The sequence below is a fragment of the Mesorhizobium ventifaucium genome, from assembly GCF_935822925.1.
Classification (GTDB): Bacteria; Pseudomonadota; Alphaproteobacteria; order Rhizobiales; family Rhizobiaceae; genus Mesorhizobium; species Mesorhizobium ventifaucium.
The window spans coordinates 164,790-178,055 of the sequence record NZ_CAKXZS010000078.1 but is presented as its reverse complement, the minus strand read 5'-3'; the positions used below and the strand labels follow the sequence as shown (position 1 = coordinate 178,055).

At 63.6% G+C, this 13,266-nt stretch carries 11 protein-coding genes; all 11 read right to left on the bottom strand.

What is annotated here, in order from left to right; all coding sequences use genetic code 11:
* Positions 1 to 97: 97 nt before the first annotated feature.
* The 11 genes from NMG70_RS31685 to NMG70_RS31635 all read right to left on the bottom strand — a co-directional run bounded on the left by NMG70_RS31685 (position 98) and on the right by NMG70_RS31635 (position 13,205).
* Positions 98 to 394, bottom strand: coding sequence for an AzlD family protein (locus NMG70_RS31685; RefSeq protein WP_254028124.1), 297 nt, complete (start codon positions 392 to 394; stop codon positions 98 to 100).
* The gene (locus tag NMG70_RS31680) at positions 391 to 1,119 is read right to left on the bottom strand and encodes an AzlC family ABC transporter permease (RefSeq protein WP_254028123.1); all 729 of its coding nucleotides are present in this window, start codon (positions 1,117 to 1,119) and stop codon (positions 391 to 393) included. Before NMG70_RS31680 ends, NMG70_RS31685 begins: the two co-directional genes overlap by 4 nt.
* Positions 1,120 to 1,350: 231 nt before the next feature.
* Positions 1,351 to 2,043 (bottom strand): DUF2461 domain-containing protein, encoded by a 693-nt coding sequence (locus NMG70_RS31675; RefSeq protein ID WP_254028122.1) that lies wholly within the window; start codon positions 2,041 to 2,043, stop codon positions 1,351 to 1,353.
* Complete coding sequence (gene ligA, locus NMG70_RS31670; protein WP_254028121.1) at positions 2,040 to 4,148, bottom strand: NAD-dependent DNA ligase LigA; 2,109 nt, start codon at positions 4,146 to 4,148, stop codon at positions 2,040 to 2,042. Before ligA ends, NMG70_RS31675 begins: the two co-directional genes overlap by 4 nt.
* Positions 4,149 to 4,329: 181 nt before the next feature.
* Positions 4,330 to 6,000 carry a DNA repair protein RecN gene (recN, locus tag NMG70_RS31665; protein ID WP_254028120.1) on the bottom strand — a complete coding sequence of 557 codons (1,671 nt, stop codon included), beginning with the start codon at positions 5,998 to 6,000 and terminating at the stop codon, positions 4,330 to 4,332.
* 13 nt (positions 6,001 to 6,013) lie between these two features.
* Positions 6,014 to 6,883 carry an outer membrane protein assembly factor BamD gene (locus NMG70_RS31660; protein ID WP_023798747.1) on the bottom strand — a complete coding sequence of 290 codons (870 nt, stop codon included), beginning with the start codon at positions 6,881 to 6,883 and terminating at the stop codon, positions 6,014 to 6,016.
* A gap of 215 nt (positions 6,884 to 7,098) precedes the next feature.
* Positions 7,099 to 8,046, bottom strand: coding sequence for a UDP-3-O-acyl-N-acetylglucosamine deacetylase (gene lpxC, locus NMG70_RS31655; RefSeq protein ID WP_254028119.1), 948 nt, complete (start codon positions 8,044 to 8,046; stop codon positions 7,099 to 7,101).
* Positions 8,047 to 8,319: 273 nt separating this feature from the next.
* Positions 8,320 to 9,978: a cell division protein FtsZ gene (gene ftsZ / locus NMG70_RS31650; protein ID WP_254028118.1), complete on the bottom strand. Its 1,659-nt coding sequence runs from the start codon at positions 9,976 to 9,978 to the stop codon at positions 8,320 to 8,322.
* Positions 9,979 to 10,045: 67 nt separating this feature from the next.
* Entirely contained in the window at positions 10,046 to 11,353 is a 1,308-nt protein-coding gene (gene ftsA, locus NMG70_RS31645; protein ID WP_254028117.1) for a cell division protein FtsA, read from the bottom strand.
* Entirely contained in the window at positions 11,350 to 12,291 is a 942-nt protein-coding gene (locus NMG70_RS31640; RefSeq protein WP_254028116.1) for a cell division protein FtsQ/DivIB, read from the bottom strand. Before NMG70_RS31640 ends, ftsA begins: the two co-directional genes overlap by 4 nt.
* Positions 12,279 to 13,205 carry a D-alanine--D-alanine ligase gene (locus tag NMG70_RS31635; RefSeq protein ID WP_254028115.1) on the bottom strand — a complete coding sequence of 309 codons (927 nt, stop codon included), beginning with the start codon at positions 13,203 to 13,205 and terminating at the stop codon, positions 12,279 to 12,281. Before NMG70_RS31635 ends, NMG70_RS31640 begins: the two co-directional genes overlap by 13 nt.
* Positions 13,206 to 13,266: the final 61 nt, after the last annotated feature.

The following is a 13,266-nucleotide window of genomic DNA, read 5'->3' as shown; positions in this document are numbered from 1 at the left end:
CCTGAGCGTCCGACGCTCTAGACTGGCGAATTCCCCAACCCAGACCGAGTTCCGTCTCAGGTGAAAAACTTCCGCGCGCCGTACTCAGTCGGTCCGGTTACCCGACGAACTGCCGGGCCAGCACCAGCACGGCGGCGCCGGCCAAGAACATCGCCATTAGCCCGCCGCGCAGCGAGACCAGCCCGGCGACGATCAATGCCGCCCATTCCGCCGGCCCGCCGCCAAGTGCTGCCGGCGCCACCAGCGTCGTCAGGACTGCGGCCGGCACGGCGTTCAGCCCGGCCTCGACGCGCGGATGGATGTTTTCGAAGCGCGAGATCACCAGATGGCCGCCGATGCGGGTCAGATAGGTCGCGATCGCGCCGGCGACGATGATCCACAGGGTCGTGCTCATGGCCGCGCCTCCACGCCGCTGTGGTGCGGCGGCAGGATCACCGCGAGCAGCACGCCGGCCACGGCGCCAATCGAGACGTGCCAGGGCGAGCCCACCGTCTTGTAGGCGATGATCGAGGCAGCAGCGCTGGCGACGACCACCGGCAGCCACAGCGGCCGTTTGCGAAAGCCCATGACCAGTCCGAGGAAATAGATCGGCAGCAGGAAATCGATGCCCAGCGCATGTGTGTCAGGAATGAGCCTGCCGAACACCGCGCCAAGGGCGCTTTCGGTCACCCAGAACACATAGACCGGCAGGCCAAGCCCCATATACCAGGCGAAGCCGACCGTCTCGCCAGCCTCCCCCTTGCGCTCAGCCACTGCGAACTGTGGATCGGTGAGCAGGAAATAGCCGACGGCCTGTTGCACCGGCGGCCAGTGCGCGATGCGCCGGCCGATACCGGCGGAATAAAGCACATGGCGGAAATTTACGGCGAAGATCGACAGCACGATCAGCCATGGCGCGACATGCTGCCCGAACAATTCGATGCCGACCATCTGGCTGGCGCCGCCGAAAACCATAGCGCTCATCAGCAAGGCTTCAAGCACCGAAAAACCGTTGTCGACGGCGAGCGCCCCGAACAGCAGTCCAAACGGCGCCGCCGCCACCACGACGGGCAAGCTGAGCCGCACGCCTTGCCAGAAATCGCTTTTTGCGCAGTTTTCGGAGATTGCTTCCGCCGACATCAGCCACTCCTTAGAGCGCCGCTCGTCCTTTTGGACGAACAAAGGACGCTCTAACACTTTGAATCCACGCGTCGGGCCATCCGAAAATCGATCCCGATTTTCGGGCCGATGCGGGAGGAAAGAGCGTATGTAGGGAGGGCCGTCAGCCTTGTCACACCAATTCGCTTGAGCCAACGATCAGCGGAAATGATCCGTCGTCGCAGGCTCAGGCGTGTGCATTCGGCCAGGTGCTCAGCCCACCGGGACCTTGGCTTCGATCGCCCTGCCCCAGTCGAGCAGCGGTTTTGCCCGCAAGGCGAAATCGACAAGCTCGTCGACCAATGCCGGCCCATGGATACCCGCCGCGTCGATTTCGTGCCGGACGGCGAAATGCCGGTTGCGGATGGCCGCCGCGAGATCGGCCTCCGTGACATGCTCGAAGCCGCGTGGCGCTCGCTTCATGCAGCCTTCCGCATCAAGGTCGAGACCGTTTTGCTTCAACGCTGCAATCAGCGCGCGGAATTCACCCGGCCGCGTCGCGATGGCGTTGCGCATCGCCAGCAAGAGCGGCGGCCCGGGCTGCCACCAGGCAACGCCGGCAAAGCAGCGCTCAAGCCCGACATGGACGAAGAACACGCCCTGTTCCATCTTGGTGCCGTCAGGCGAGAGGATTGCCGACAGATGCCGGTTGTAGGGCCGCTTGTCCCTGGCGAAACGCACGTCGCGATTGATCCGGAACAGCGACTTCTTGCGATCGCCGCGCAAACCCAGCCCTGCCGCCGCGAAACGCTCGGACAGCGTTTCGACCAGATCGCCGAAGGGGTCGCGTAGTTCGCCTTCAAAGAGATCGCGGTTTTCCAGGAACCACTCCCGGCTCTGGTGAAAATCGAGTGCCTTGAGGAAGGGAATGGCCTTTTGGCCGAAACCGCTAAATGCCACCGTCACGCCTTGCCGATCCGCGCCAACCACGCATCCTCGTCGATCACTTCGATGCCGATCTCGGTGGCGAGCTTGAGCTTGGAGCCGGCACCTGGTCCGGCAACGACGAGATCGGTCTTCTTCGACACCGACCCGGCGACCTTGGCGCCGAGCTTTTCGGCCATCGCCTTGGCCTCGTCGCGCGACATCCTTTCCAACGCGCCGGTGAAGACCACCGTCTTGCCGGAGACCGGCGAGTCCGACACCGGCCGCTCGGCGTCGATAACTTCGACTTCGGCCGCCAGTTTCTCGACCAGCGCTCGATTGTGCTCCTCGCCGAAGTAACGCGCGACGGAATCGATCACGGCATCGCCGATGTCGTCCAGCGCATCCATCTCCTCGCGCGTCTGCAGATCGCCATTGGCGATGGCCAGGGCGGCATCGTGGAACGCTTTCCAGGATCCGTAGGCGCGGGCGAAGGTGATGGCGGTTCGCTCGCCGACGTGGCGGATGCCAAGGCCATAGATCATGCGATCGAGCGGGATCTTTCTCCGGTCCTCGATCGCCGCGAACAGTTTTGCCGCTGACGTTTCACCGAAGCCGTCCTTGTCCCTTAGCTTCTTCAGGTTCGCCGCATCCCGCCGGGCGATCGAAAAGATGTCGGCCGGGCTCTTCACCGGCAGGTCCGGGTCGTTGAAGAACAGTTCGATCTGCTTTTCGCCAAGCCCCTCTATGTCGAAGGCGCGCCGCGAAACAAAGTGGCGCAAATGCTCGATGCGCTGATAGGGACAGGCGAATTCGCCACTGCAACGCCGGACGACGCCTTCGACACCGCCCGCCGTCTCCTCGCGCACCACCGCCGTATGCAGGTCGCAAGGACAGACGGTCGGAAACTCGAACGGCTTTGCGTCGGCCGGGCGCTTTTCGAGATCGACGCCAAGGATCTGAGGAATGACGTCGCCAGCGCGCTGGATGTGAACCGTGTCGCCGATCATCACACCAAGCCGCTCGATCTCCTCGGCGTTGTGCAGCGTCGCGTTGGTCACCACGACGCCGCCGACCGTCACCGGCACCAGTCGCGCCACCGGTGTCAGCGCGCCGGTGCGGCCGACCTGGATGTCGATGCCGGTCAGGATCGTCGTCGCCTTCTCGGCCGGGAATTTGTGCGCGATCGCCCAGCGCGGCGAACGCGAGACGAAGCCCAGCCGCTGCTGCAGCTCGAGGCTGTTCACCTTGTAGACCACACCGTCGATGTCGTAGCCGAGCGTCGCCCGGTTGGATTCGATCAGCCGGTAGTGTTCAAGCAGTCCTTCGACACTGTCGAACAGCTTCATCAGCGGATTGGCCCTGAAGCCAAAGCGCTCGAACGCCGCCACCATGCCCATCTGCGTGTCGGCGGGCATGGCGCTCACCTCGCCCCAGGTATAGGCAAAAAACCGCAGCGGCCGGCTGGCGGTGATCGAGGTGTCGAGCTGGCGCAACGAGCCTGCCGCCGAATTGCGCGGATTGGCAAAAATCTGCTTCCCGGCCTCGGCATTGCGGCGATTGAGCTCGGCAAAGTCGGTGAGGCGCATATAGACCTCGCCACGCACTTCCAAAATTTCGGGAAAATCGCCTGAGAGCACGTTGGGAATCTCGGCGATGGTGCGGGCGTTGGCCGTCACATCCTCGCCAACCTGGCCGTTGCCACGCGTTGCTGCCGTCACCAGCCGTCCGGCCTCGTAGCGCAGTGACAGCGACAGGCCGTCGATCTTCGGCTCGGCCGTCATGGCCAGCGGCGCGTCGGCGCCGAGCCTGAGAAAGCGGCGGATGCGGCCGACGAAATCGATCACGTCCGCTTCGGCAAAAGCGTTGTCGAGTGACAGCATCGGAATGGCATGGACGATCTTGCGAAATTTTTCCGACACCGCCGCGCCGACTTTGCGAGACGGCGAATCCTCACGCACAAGGGCGGGAAACCGCTGCTCGATGGCAAGATTGCGCCGCCGCAGCGCGTCGTAGGCTGCGTCCGAAATCGTCGGCGCGTCCTCGGCGTGGTAACGCTGGTCGTGAGCGGCGATTTCCTCAGCCAATCGCTTCAGCTCGCTGGCTGCTTCACTTTCGCTGAGTGAATCGACTGACTTTTCGGACATGCACGGCTTCCTTCACGGTGGCGCGACACAATAGATCAGGATTTCACCGCGAGGGAGCCGAGTCGTTAGAAAATCATTCCTGAACAGCAGGATGGAGCCACATCCTGACTCGATCCACAATGCCGAGCATGAAACAAGAACCTAAAGCGCGTCGCATGAATCCGTTCAAATGCGATGCGCTTTAGGCTGCGGTGTTTTCGCGAAGCAGCCGCTCGGCCGCCGCGCGCGCCTCGTCGGTGATGGTCGCCCCGGCAAGCATCCGCGCGATCTCTTCCTGGCGCGCCGCCCGGTCCATCTCGGCGATGCCGGTGGCGACGCGATCGGCGCTGCCGGATTTGGAGATCAGGAAATGCGTTGCCGCGCGTGCCGCCACTTGCGGCGCGTGCGTGACCGAAAGCACCTGCACGCGCTTCGACAGCCTCGCCAGCCTTTGGCCGATGGCATCCGCCACCGCGCCGCCAACGCCGGTGTCGATTTCATCGAAGACCAAGGTCGGCGCCGAGCCGCGGTCGGCCAGCGCCACCTTCAGCGCCAGCAGGAACCGCGAAAGTTCGCCACCGGAGGCGACTTTCATCATCGGGCCTGGCCTTGTGCCCGGATTGGTCCGCACCCAGAACTCGACCTGATCGATGCCGTCTTCCATGCGGCTCTCGGCCTCGCTTGCCAACTCGACGATGAAGGCTGCCCGTTCGAGCTTCAGCGCCGGCAGTTCGGCCATCACCGCTTTGGTCAATCCGACCGCCGCCGCATGGCGAAGCGACGAAAGCTGTGCTGCGGCAATGTCATAGGTCTCGCGCGCCGCGGCGGCTTGCTTCTGCAGCCCGTGCAGGCGCTCCTCGCCGGCGTCGAGATCGGCGAGATCGGCGGCCATCGTATCACGCAATTGCGCCAGATCGTCGACCGCCACACTGTGCTTGCGTGAGGCGGCGCGCAGCGAAAACAGCCGCTCCTCGGCCTGTTCCAGCCGCCGCGGATCGTATTCGGTGGCGCGAAGTGCCGCTTCCACGCCCGATTGCGCTGCGTCGAGCGACAGCATCGCCTCATCGAGCGATTTGACCACGTCGTCGAGCAGGCCGGGCGCCTCGCTCACCTTGCGCTGCAGCCGCCGCAACAGGCTGGCGAGTTGCGGCAAGGGCGAAGACGGGCCCGAGAGCACATCTTGTGCGTCATGGATATCCGAGGCGATCTTTTCCGCCCGCATCATCGAGGCGCGCAACTCGGCAAGGTCGGCTTCCTCGCCGGGCTCGGGGTCGAGCTTCGTCAATTCGGCGACCGCGGCGCGCAGATAGTCGGCCTCACGGGCCGCCGCTTCCACCTTGGCGCGGTGGCGCGAAAGCTCCTGCTCGCATGCCCGCCAGTACCGCCATGCCTCGCCGGTCGCCCGCACAGCGCCGAGATGACCGCCAAAACTGTCGAGCAATTCGCGGTGGGCACCGGGATCGACCAGGGCACGCTCGTCATGCTGGCCGTGGATCTCGACCAGCGCGCGACCGACGTCGCGCATCAGTGTCACGCTGGAAGGCTGGTCGTTGACGAAGACGCGGGTACGGCCATCCGCCGTCTGCACGCGGCGCAGGATGATGTCGCCATCGTCCTCGATGGCGTTGTCGGCAAGCAGCATGCGGGCAGGATGGTTGCGCGGCACGTCGAACACGGCGATGACCTGGCCCTGTGCCGCACCATGCCGCACCAGCGAGGCGTCACCGCGGGCACCAAGCGCCAGCGACAGCGCGTCGAGCAGGATGGATTTTCCAGCGCCGGTTTCGCCGGTCAGCACCGAAAGACCGGACGCGAAATCGATGTCCAGCTTCTCGATCAGAACGATATCGCGGATCGACAGTCTGGAAAGCATGGTGGCGCGCCGCTCAGGCGCCGGTGATCAGCTTCCCGGCCTTGGCGATCCACGACCCGGCATTCTCGCGCGGCTCGAGCCCACCAGTCTGCAGAAGCTTGTAGGAATCCTTGTACCACACGCTGTCGGGATAGTTTGTGCCGAGCACCGCAGCGGCAGTCTGCGCTTCCGATGTCAGCCCCATCGCGTAATAGGTTTCGGTAAGGCGCGCGAGCGCTTCCTCGACATGGCGCGTGTTGGAATAGGTCTCCACCACGACGCGGAACCGCTTGACGGCGGCGATGTATTCACGGCGCTCGAGATAATAGCGGCCGATCTGCATCTCCTTGCCGGCGAGCTGGTCGTTGGCGAAGCGGATCTTTTCCTTGGCGTCGTCGACATATTCGGAATCGGGCCAGCGCGTCACCAGATCCTGCATCGTCTGCACGGTCTGACGCGCTTCCTTCTGGTCCTGGGTGACATCCCTGATTTGCCGGTAGTAGCTGAGCCCGATGATGTACTGGGCATAGGCAGCGTCGTCGGTCGACGGATAGAGCGTGAGATAGCGCTTGGCCGAACCGATCGCCTCGGTATAGTTGCCCTGGCGATAGTCGGCAAAGGCACCCATCACCATCGATTTGCGGGCGTATTCGGAATAGGGATGCTGGCGGTCGACCGCACTGAATTTGCGGCTCGCCTCCTGCAGACGCCCGGCATTCAGATTGGCGAGGCCTTGATTATAGAGAACGTCGGCCGGCTCGGTCTGCTCGACATAGGTCGACAGGTCGACATCCTTTTCGGACGACATGCAGGCCGACAGGAACAGCGATGGAACAACCACCGAAAGCGCCAGGAAAACAGCCCGATGCGGCGCTTTCGATTGACCAATTCGCTTGAAGAACATGATTGGATTCCGCCCTTTCGGCGTCATTTCAGTCGTCATTTCGCTCTGGGGCAGCAGGCATAACCATAATCGCCGTGCCCGGCAACGCTATCTCCGGCCAATCGCACATTTTTGTGGCAGCCTGGCGCAGCCCGCATACTTGGATGATTTCGCCAGCCAATGGTGCATTCATGCAACACAGGCCGACGGCGATAAAGCCCGAAAAATGTTAAGAATCAGATCATCCAGGGCGCGTAGACAGGTGCATAGACGGCGCTCATTTCTGCGGTGCGACCGCGCTCGCGGCGTGTCGTCTCGACAATCTCGAACGCCGAACGGTCCGACAACAGGCGGCGCAGCGCTGCCGCATTCAGCCTGTGGCCGCCGCGATAGGAACGGAAGCAACCAATGAACCGGGCGCCGGCCAGCGCCAGATCGCCCATGGCGTCCATCGTCTTGTGGCGCACGAATTCGTTGGGATAGCGCAAGCCTCCGATGTTGATCACGCGGTTGTCGTCGCCGATCACCAGGGAGTTTTCCAGCGAGGAGCCGAGCGCATAGCCGGCTGCCCACAGCCGCTCGACGTCCTTCATGAAACCAAAGGTACGGGCCCGCGCGATGTCGCGGCGAAAAATGTCGGCGTTCATGTCGGATGCAAAGAGCTGACGGCCGATCGCCGGGCTTTCGAAATCGATCTCGATTTCGAAGCGCGTGCCGTCATAGGGCCTGAACTCCGCCCAGGAGGCACCGTTCTCGATGCGAACCGGCTTGACCACCCTGATGTAGCGGCGCTTGATCGGCAGCGTATCGATGCCCGCCTGGTCGATGGCCTCGACGAACGCCATGGCGCTGCCGTCAAGGATCGGAACCTCACGGCCGTCGATCTCGATGACGACATTGTCGATGCCGAGTCCGAAGACCGTGGCCATCAGATGTTCGACTGTGGCGATGTGCTCGCCTGCCGGATCGCCGAGCATGGTGCACAGATCGGTGGCGCCGACCTCGGAAACGAGCGCACGGAATTCCCGGACTTCGCTTCCATTCGAAAGCTGGAACACGACACCCGTATCAGCGTCTGCCGGCAGGAAATGAACGGTAACAGAATTGCCGCTGTGAACACCGGTGCCGGTCAGCGTCGCACGCGATCTAAGTGTCGTCTGATGGTCGTGCAAAACAAACCCCATAGCCCATACTGCCTTCGTCCGCTTCATTAGCCCAAGGGCGCGGCTCTTTGATCGGCAGGCAGGGCCACTTCCCCGAATCCCAGCAAACCGAAATTGATCGGGGCGAAGATAGTGGTCCGGCAGGAAGTCTCCAAATCACGGTTTCTTACTCTCTGTAACCGCGATCCGAAGCGGATACGGTCTCATAACTCCTTGTTTTACAAGCACTTTTAACGTTAACAGGCAAACAATTTCTTGTCTGCCTGTTAACAACTGTTACGGTCCGTTAACAGGTCAGTTGGCCTGGCGGCGCAGGAATGCCGGAATCTCCAGCTGATCGTCTTCCTGGACAGCCCTGCTCTGCGGCGTCAGCCGGCCCTGATCGTCCAACTGGCCGCGGCGTGGCGCGTAAAGCTGCGGATCCTGGCTGGCAAGGCGGCGCACTTCGGGTGCCGCCTGGCGCAGTTTCGGCTCGCGCGGCTGCGCCGGCTGCAGCCGTGCAGGCTCTTCTTCGCGACGGGTAAGGCCATTGGTCAGGCGCTTGAGCAGTCCCATCGGTCCGCTGTTCTCGTGGTCGGCCGGACGGCTTTTGGCTTCCACCTCGGCTTTCACCACCGGCGGAAAGTCCTCGACGCGCGGCATGCGCTGGGGCGCTGCCGGCTGAAGCACTTCACGCTGCGGCGCGGGCTGCGTCGCTTGCTGAACCATTGGCTGCAGCATCGGCTGCGGCTGGGCCGGAGGGGCCTGGAAGATCTTGCTCTGCGGGCGGAAATCTTCCGCCTGTGGCGCCGGCGCGGGACGCGCCATCGCCGCCGCATTCGCCTCGGCGAGCTGGATTGCCTCGGCTACAGGATCGGCGGCGCGCGGCTCGTAGCCTCCCTGCTGGACAGGCGCCGGACGGCTTTCCGTGATCGGAGCGGCGGGGCGGCTGACCGGCTTTGGCGGAGCCGTGCGGATGGCGATCGGCGCGGCAGCGATTTCTGCTGCCGATTTGTCGATGCCGGTGGCGACCACTGAGACGCGGATGACGCCTTCGAGATCCTCGTCGAACGTCGCACCCAGGATGATGTTGGCTTCCTGGTCGACCTCCTCGCGAATTCGGGTCGCCGCCTCGTCGACTTCGAACAGGGTCAGGTCGCGGCCGCCGGTGATCGAGATCAACAGCCCCTTGGCGCCCTTCATCGAAGTCTCGTCGAGCAGCGGGTTGGCGATCGCGGCTTCGGCGGCGGCCATGGCGCGACCCTCGCCGGAAGCTTCGCCCGTCCCCATCATCGCCTTGCCCATCTCGCGCATGACTGAGCGGACGTCGGCGAAGTCGAGGTTGATCAGCCCTTCCTTGACCATCAGGTCGGTGATGCAGGCGACGCCGGAATAGAGCACCTGGTCGGCCATGGCGAAAGCGTCGGCAAACGTCGTCTTGTCATTGGCCAGCCGGAACAGGTTCTGGTTGGGGATGACGATGAGGGTATCGACGCATTTCTGCAATTCCTCGATGCCCAGATCCGCCGTCTTCATGCGGCGCTGGCCTTCGAAATGGAACGGCTTGGTGACGACGCCGACGGTGAGAATTCCCTTCTCGCGCGCGGCACGTGCAACGACCGGCGCGGCCCCCGTGCCGGTGCCGCCGCCCATGCCGGCAGTGACGAAGCACATATGGGTGTTGGAGAGATGATCGACGATCTCGTCGATGCATTCCTCCGCCGCGGCGCGTCCGACTTCCGGCTGCGACCCCGCACCCAGGCCCTCGGTGACATGCGCGCCGAGTTGGATCAGGCGATCCGCCTTGGACATTGTAAGCGCCTGCGCATCGGTATTGGCCACCACGAATTCGACGCCGCGCAAGCCAGCGGTAATCATGTTGTTGACGGCATTGCCGCCGCCGCCGCCGACACCGAACACGGTGATACGCGGCTTCAGCTCGGTGATGTCCGGCTTCTGCAGATTGATGGTCATTGTCTCCGTCCTTTGCCTTTCCCGCCGCTTCGCCGCTGCGGCCGCCTATGGGGCTGTCCCCGTCAATTTAAAAACTGTCTCTCAACCACTGACTCATTCGATGCAGTTTTCCGCCTGTTCCGGTCATCCTGAGACCAGAAATTCCTTTCGCCGGATGGCTCTCGAAATTCGCCATCTGCGGGTAGATCAGAAGCCCGACCGGCGTCGAGAAAGCCGGCCCCTTGGCCGCCTCCGGCAGGCCCGCTACACCGAGCGGACGGCCGATGCGCACATTGCGTCCGAGAACGCGGCGCGCTGCCTCGGGCAGGCCGGAAAGCTGGCTGGCGCCGCCGGTTAGCACGACGCGCTTGCCGACGGCGTTGCCGTAGCCGGACCTGTTCAGCCGGTCGCGCAACAGTTCGAGCGTCTCGTCGATGCGCGCCCGGATGATACGCGTCATCACCGAACGCGGGATCTGAAGCGGCACCTCGCCATCCTCGCCGATCGGCTGTATCGAGACCAGGTCGCGGTCGTCGGCACTGCCGGGCAGCGCCGAGCCATGCATCACTTTTAGCCTCTCGGCGGCGTCGAGCGAGGTTGACAGGCCCTTGGCCATGTCCAGCGTGACGTGGTTGCCGCCGATGGCGATGGCGTCGCCATGAACGAACTTGCCTTCCGAAAACATCGAGATCGTCGTGGTGCCGCCGCCCATGTCGATGCAGGCTGCGCCCATCTCGAGCTCGTCGTCGACCAGTGCGGCAAGCCCGCTGGCATAGGGCGTCGCCACCATGCGCTCGACCGACAGGTGCGAACGGTTGATGCAAAGCTCCAGATTGCGCAACGGTGCCGCGTCACCCGTCAGCACGTGCATGTCGACGCCGAGCTGGTCGCCGACCATGCCGCGCGGATCACGCACGCCGCGCTCGGCGTCGAGCGAAAAGCCGACGGGAAGCGAATGGATCACTTCGCGCTCGGCCCGCAGCGCCTGCTTGGCGCCGGCGGCAAGCACGCGCTTGATGTCGGCCTCGTCGGCTTCGTGGCCGCCAAGGTTAATGGTTGCCGAGAAGCTTTCGCTCTTTAGCCGGCCGGCCGTCATGTTGACGATCAGCGAATCGACGGTCAGCCCGGCCATGCGCTCCGCGGCATCGACGGCAAGGCGGATGGCGTGCTCGGCCCTATCGAGATCGATGACGACACCCGATTTCACGCCTTGCGATTTCTGGTGGCCGATGCCGATCACCTGTATGCGATGCGAGCGCCCGCGCAGCAGCATCCCGTCCTCGCGCGGCTTGAGCTTGGCCACCACGCAGCAGACCTTGCTCGAGCCGACATCCAGCACCGTCATGATGCCGGACCGGCGCGACGAGGCATCGCTGTTGCCGCCAAGCCAGCTCATATCTTCGTCTCCGGCTTGCGCTTCGGCATTTTCGGCTTTTCATTGAGCACGGCCTGACGCTGCGTCGCCGCCTCCGGCGTCAACTGGACGACGAGGCGATCGGAAAGGCGCATGTCGACGCCGGCGATATCGCGCGTCAGCAGCCCGTTCTCTCGGTCCATCCTGACCAGATCGGCGATCGCCTGGTCCTCGCCATCCTCGGGAAGCTTGACCGTGATGCCGTTTTCCAGCTTCAGGTCCCAACGCCGTTCGCCGATGCGGATATAGCCTTTGACCCGTGCGGCAAGCTCTGGGTATTTCTTGATCCTGGCCAGGAAATCCGGTGCCTTGGCCGGGGCCCCGGTGCCGACGATCAGTGGGAGCAGCGACTGCTTGCCGCCGGAGAATGGCGCGATCACGGCGCCGGACCGCTCGATGACGGAAAGCTCGCTGCCCTGCTGCCAGAGCGCGAAGGGCTCACGCTCCTCGATGCGCACCTCAAGCGTGTGCGGATAGACCTTGCGCACCGCCGCAACCTCGACCCAGGGCAGCGTGGCGATGCGCTCCCGCGCCGCTTCGGCATCGAAGCCGATCAGCGACGTCCAGCCATCGAGCTGCATCCTGTCGAGAATATCGATCTCGGAGGTTGCGCGGTTGCCGACGACCTTGATCTGGTCGACGGCAAAGCCAGTGCGGGCGGTGACGCCCTGGACGATGCCGTCGACATGTCCGCCGAGATAGGCGCCATAGGCACTGCCCGATACAAGCAGCGCCGCCGACAGCACGGCTGCGGAAAACGGCGGCACCTCGAAGTCGTCCTCGCCCAGACGCGCGAGCATTCGCGCCGGCCGGCGAAGCAGACGCGGCAGCACGAAGTGGTCGAACGACAACGACACACCGAACAGCGTCGGCCCGGCCGCGCCCTTCCCCTTGCCCTGTCCCCACCTCAACGCAGACACGAAGCGTCCTCCACCATCCAACTCAACAAATCGCCGAACGAGTGTCCCGACTGCGCGGCGATTTCAGGCACCAAGGATGTCGGCGTCATGCCCGGCTGAGTGTTGATCTCGAGCCAGACAATTTCGCCGTTCTCGGAGTGTCGATCATCATAACGGAAGTCCGACCGGGAAACGCCCCGGCAGCCGATAGCTTGGTGAGCCTTGAGCGTCAGTGTCTGTATTTTTTGGTAAATATTCGGTGAAATTTTTGCAGGGCATTCGTGTTTTGATCCGCCCGCGACGTATTTTGAATCATAGTCGTAGAAGGAATGGCCGGTCGGGATGATCTCGCAGACGCCGAGCGCCACATCGCCCATCACCGCGCAGGTCAACTCCCGCCCGTGCACATAGCGCTCCACCATGACGGTATCGCCATACTTCCAGTCGGACGAACCGATGACCTGCGGCGGATGCGACTGCCCTTCGTGCACGATGACGACGCCGAAGCTCGACCCCTCATTGACCGGCTTGACGACGTAGGGCGGCTTCATCGGGTGCTTGCTCTGGATGCCGAAGCGATTGACCACCTTCGATTCGGCGACCGGAATGCCGACAGACCTGGCGATCTTCTTGGCTTGTTGCTTGTTCATGGCAAGCGCCGAGGCGAGCACGCCGGAATGGGTGTAGGGGATGGCAAGATATTCGAGGATGCCCTGGATGGTGCCGTCCTCGCCGAAAGGACCATGCAGCGCATTGAAGACAACCTCAGGCTTGAGCTCAGCCAACACCGATCCAACATCGCGCGAGACGTCGACGCGAGTGACCTTGTAGCCTTCCGTCTCGAGCGCATCAGCACAGGCTTTCCCCGAAGACAAGGACACGGGCCGCTCGGACGAGAATCCACCCAGAAGGACGGCCACGTGCTTGCTTTTCATTTCCCGTCATTCCCTCTCACGGCGGGCCCTTTCGCTGCGGGTCTGCATCTCACACGCCCCG

Excerpts from the sequence above, each read along its gene's own strand:
- NMG70_RS31685 (WP_254028124.1), bottom strand. The coding sequence starts at position 394 with ATGAGCACGACCCTGTGGATCATCGTCGCCGGCGCGATCGCGACCTAT.
- NMG70_RS31680 (WP_254028123.1), bottom strand. The coding sequence starts at position 1,119 with ATGTCGGCGGAAGCAATCTCCGAAAACTGCGCAAAAAGCGATTTCTGG.
- ligA (WP_254028121.1), bottom strand. The coding sequence starts at position 4,148 with ATGTCCGAAAAGTCAGTCGATTCACTCAGCGAAAGTGAAGCAGCCAGC.
- recN (WP_254028120.1), bottom strand. The coding sequence starts at position 6,000 with ATGCTTTCCAGACTGTCGATCCGCGATATCGTTCTGATCGAGAAGCTG.
- NMG70_RS31660 (WP_023798747.1), bottom strand. The coding sequence starts at position 6,883 with ATGTTCTTCAAGCGAATTGGTCAATCGAAAGCGCCGCATCGGGCTGTT.
- lpxC (WP_254028119.1), bottom strand. The coding sequence starts at position 8,046 with ATGGGGTTTGTTTTGCACGACCATCAGACGACACTTAGATCGCGTGCG.
- ftsZ (WP_254028118.1), bottom strand. The coding sequence starts at position 9,978 with ATGACCATCAATCTGCAGAAGCCGGACATCACCGAGCTGAAGCCGCGT.
- ftsA (WP_254028117.1), bottom strand. The coding sequence starts at position 11,353 with ATGAGCTGGCTTGGCGGCAACAGCGATGCCTCGTCGCGCCGGTCCGGC.
- NMG70_RS31635 (WP_254028115.1), bottom strand. The coding sequence starts at position 13,205 with ATGAAAAGCAAGCACGTGGCCGTCCTTCTGGGTGGATTCTCGTCCGAG.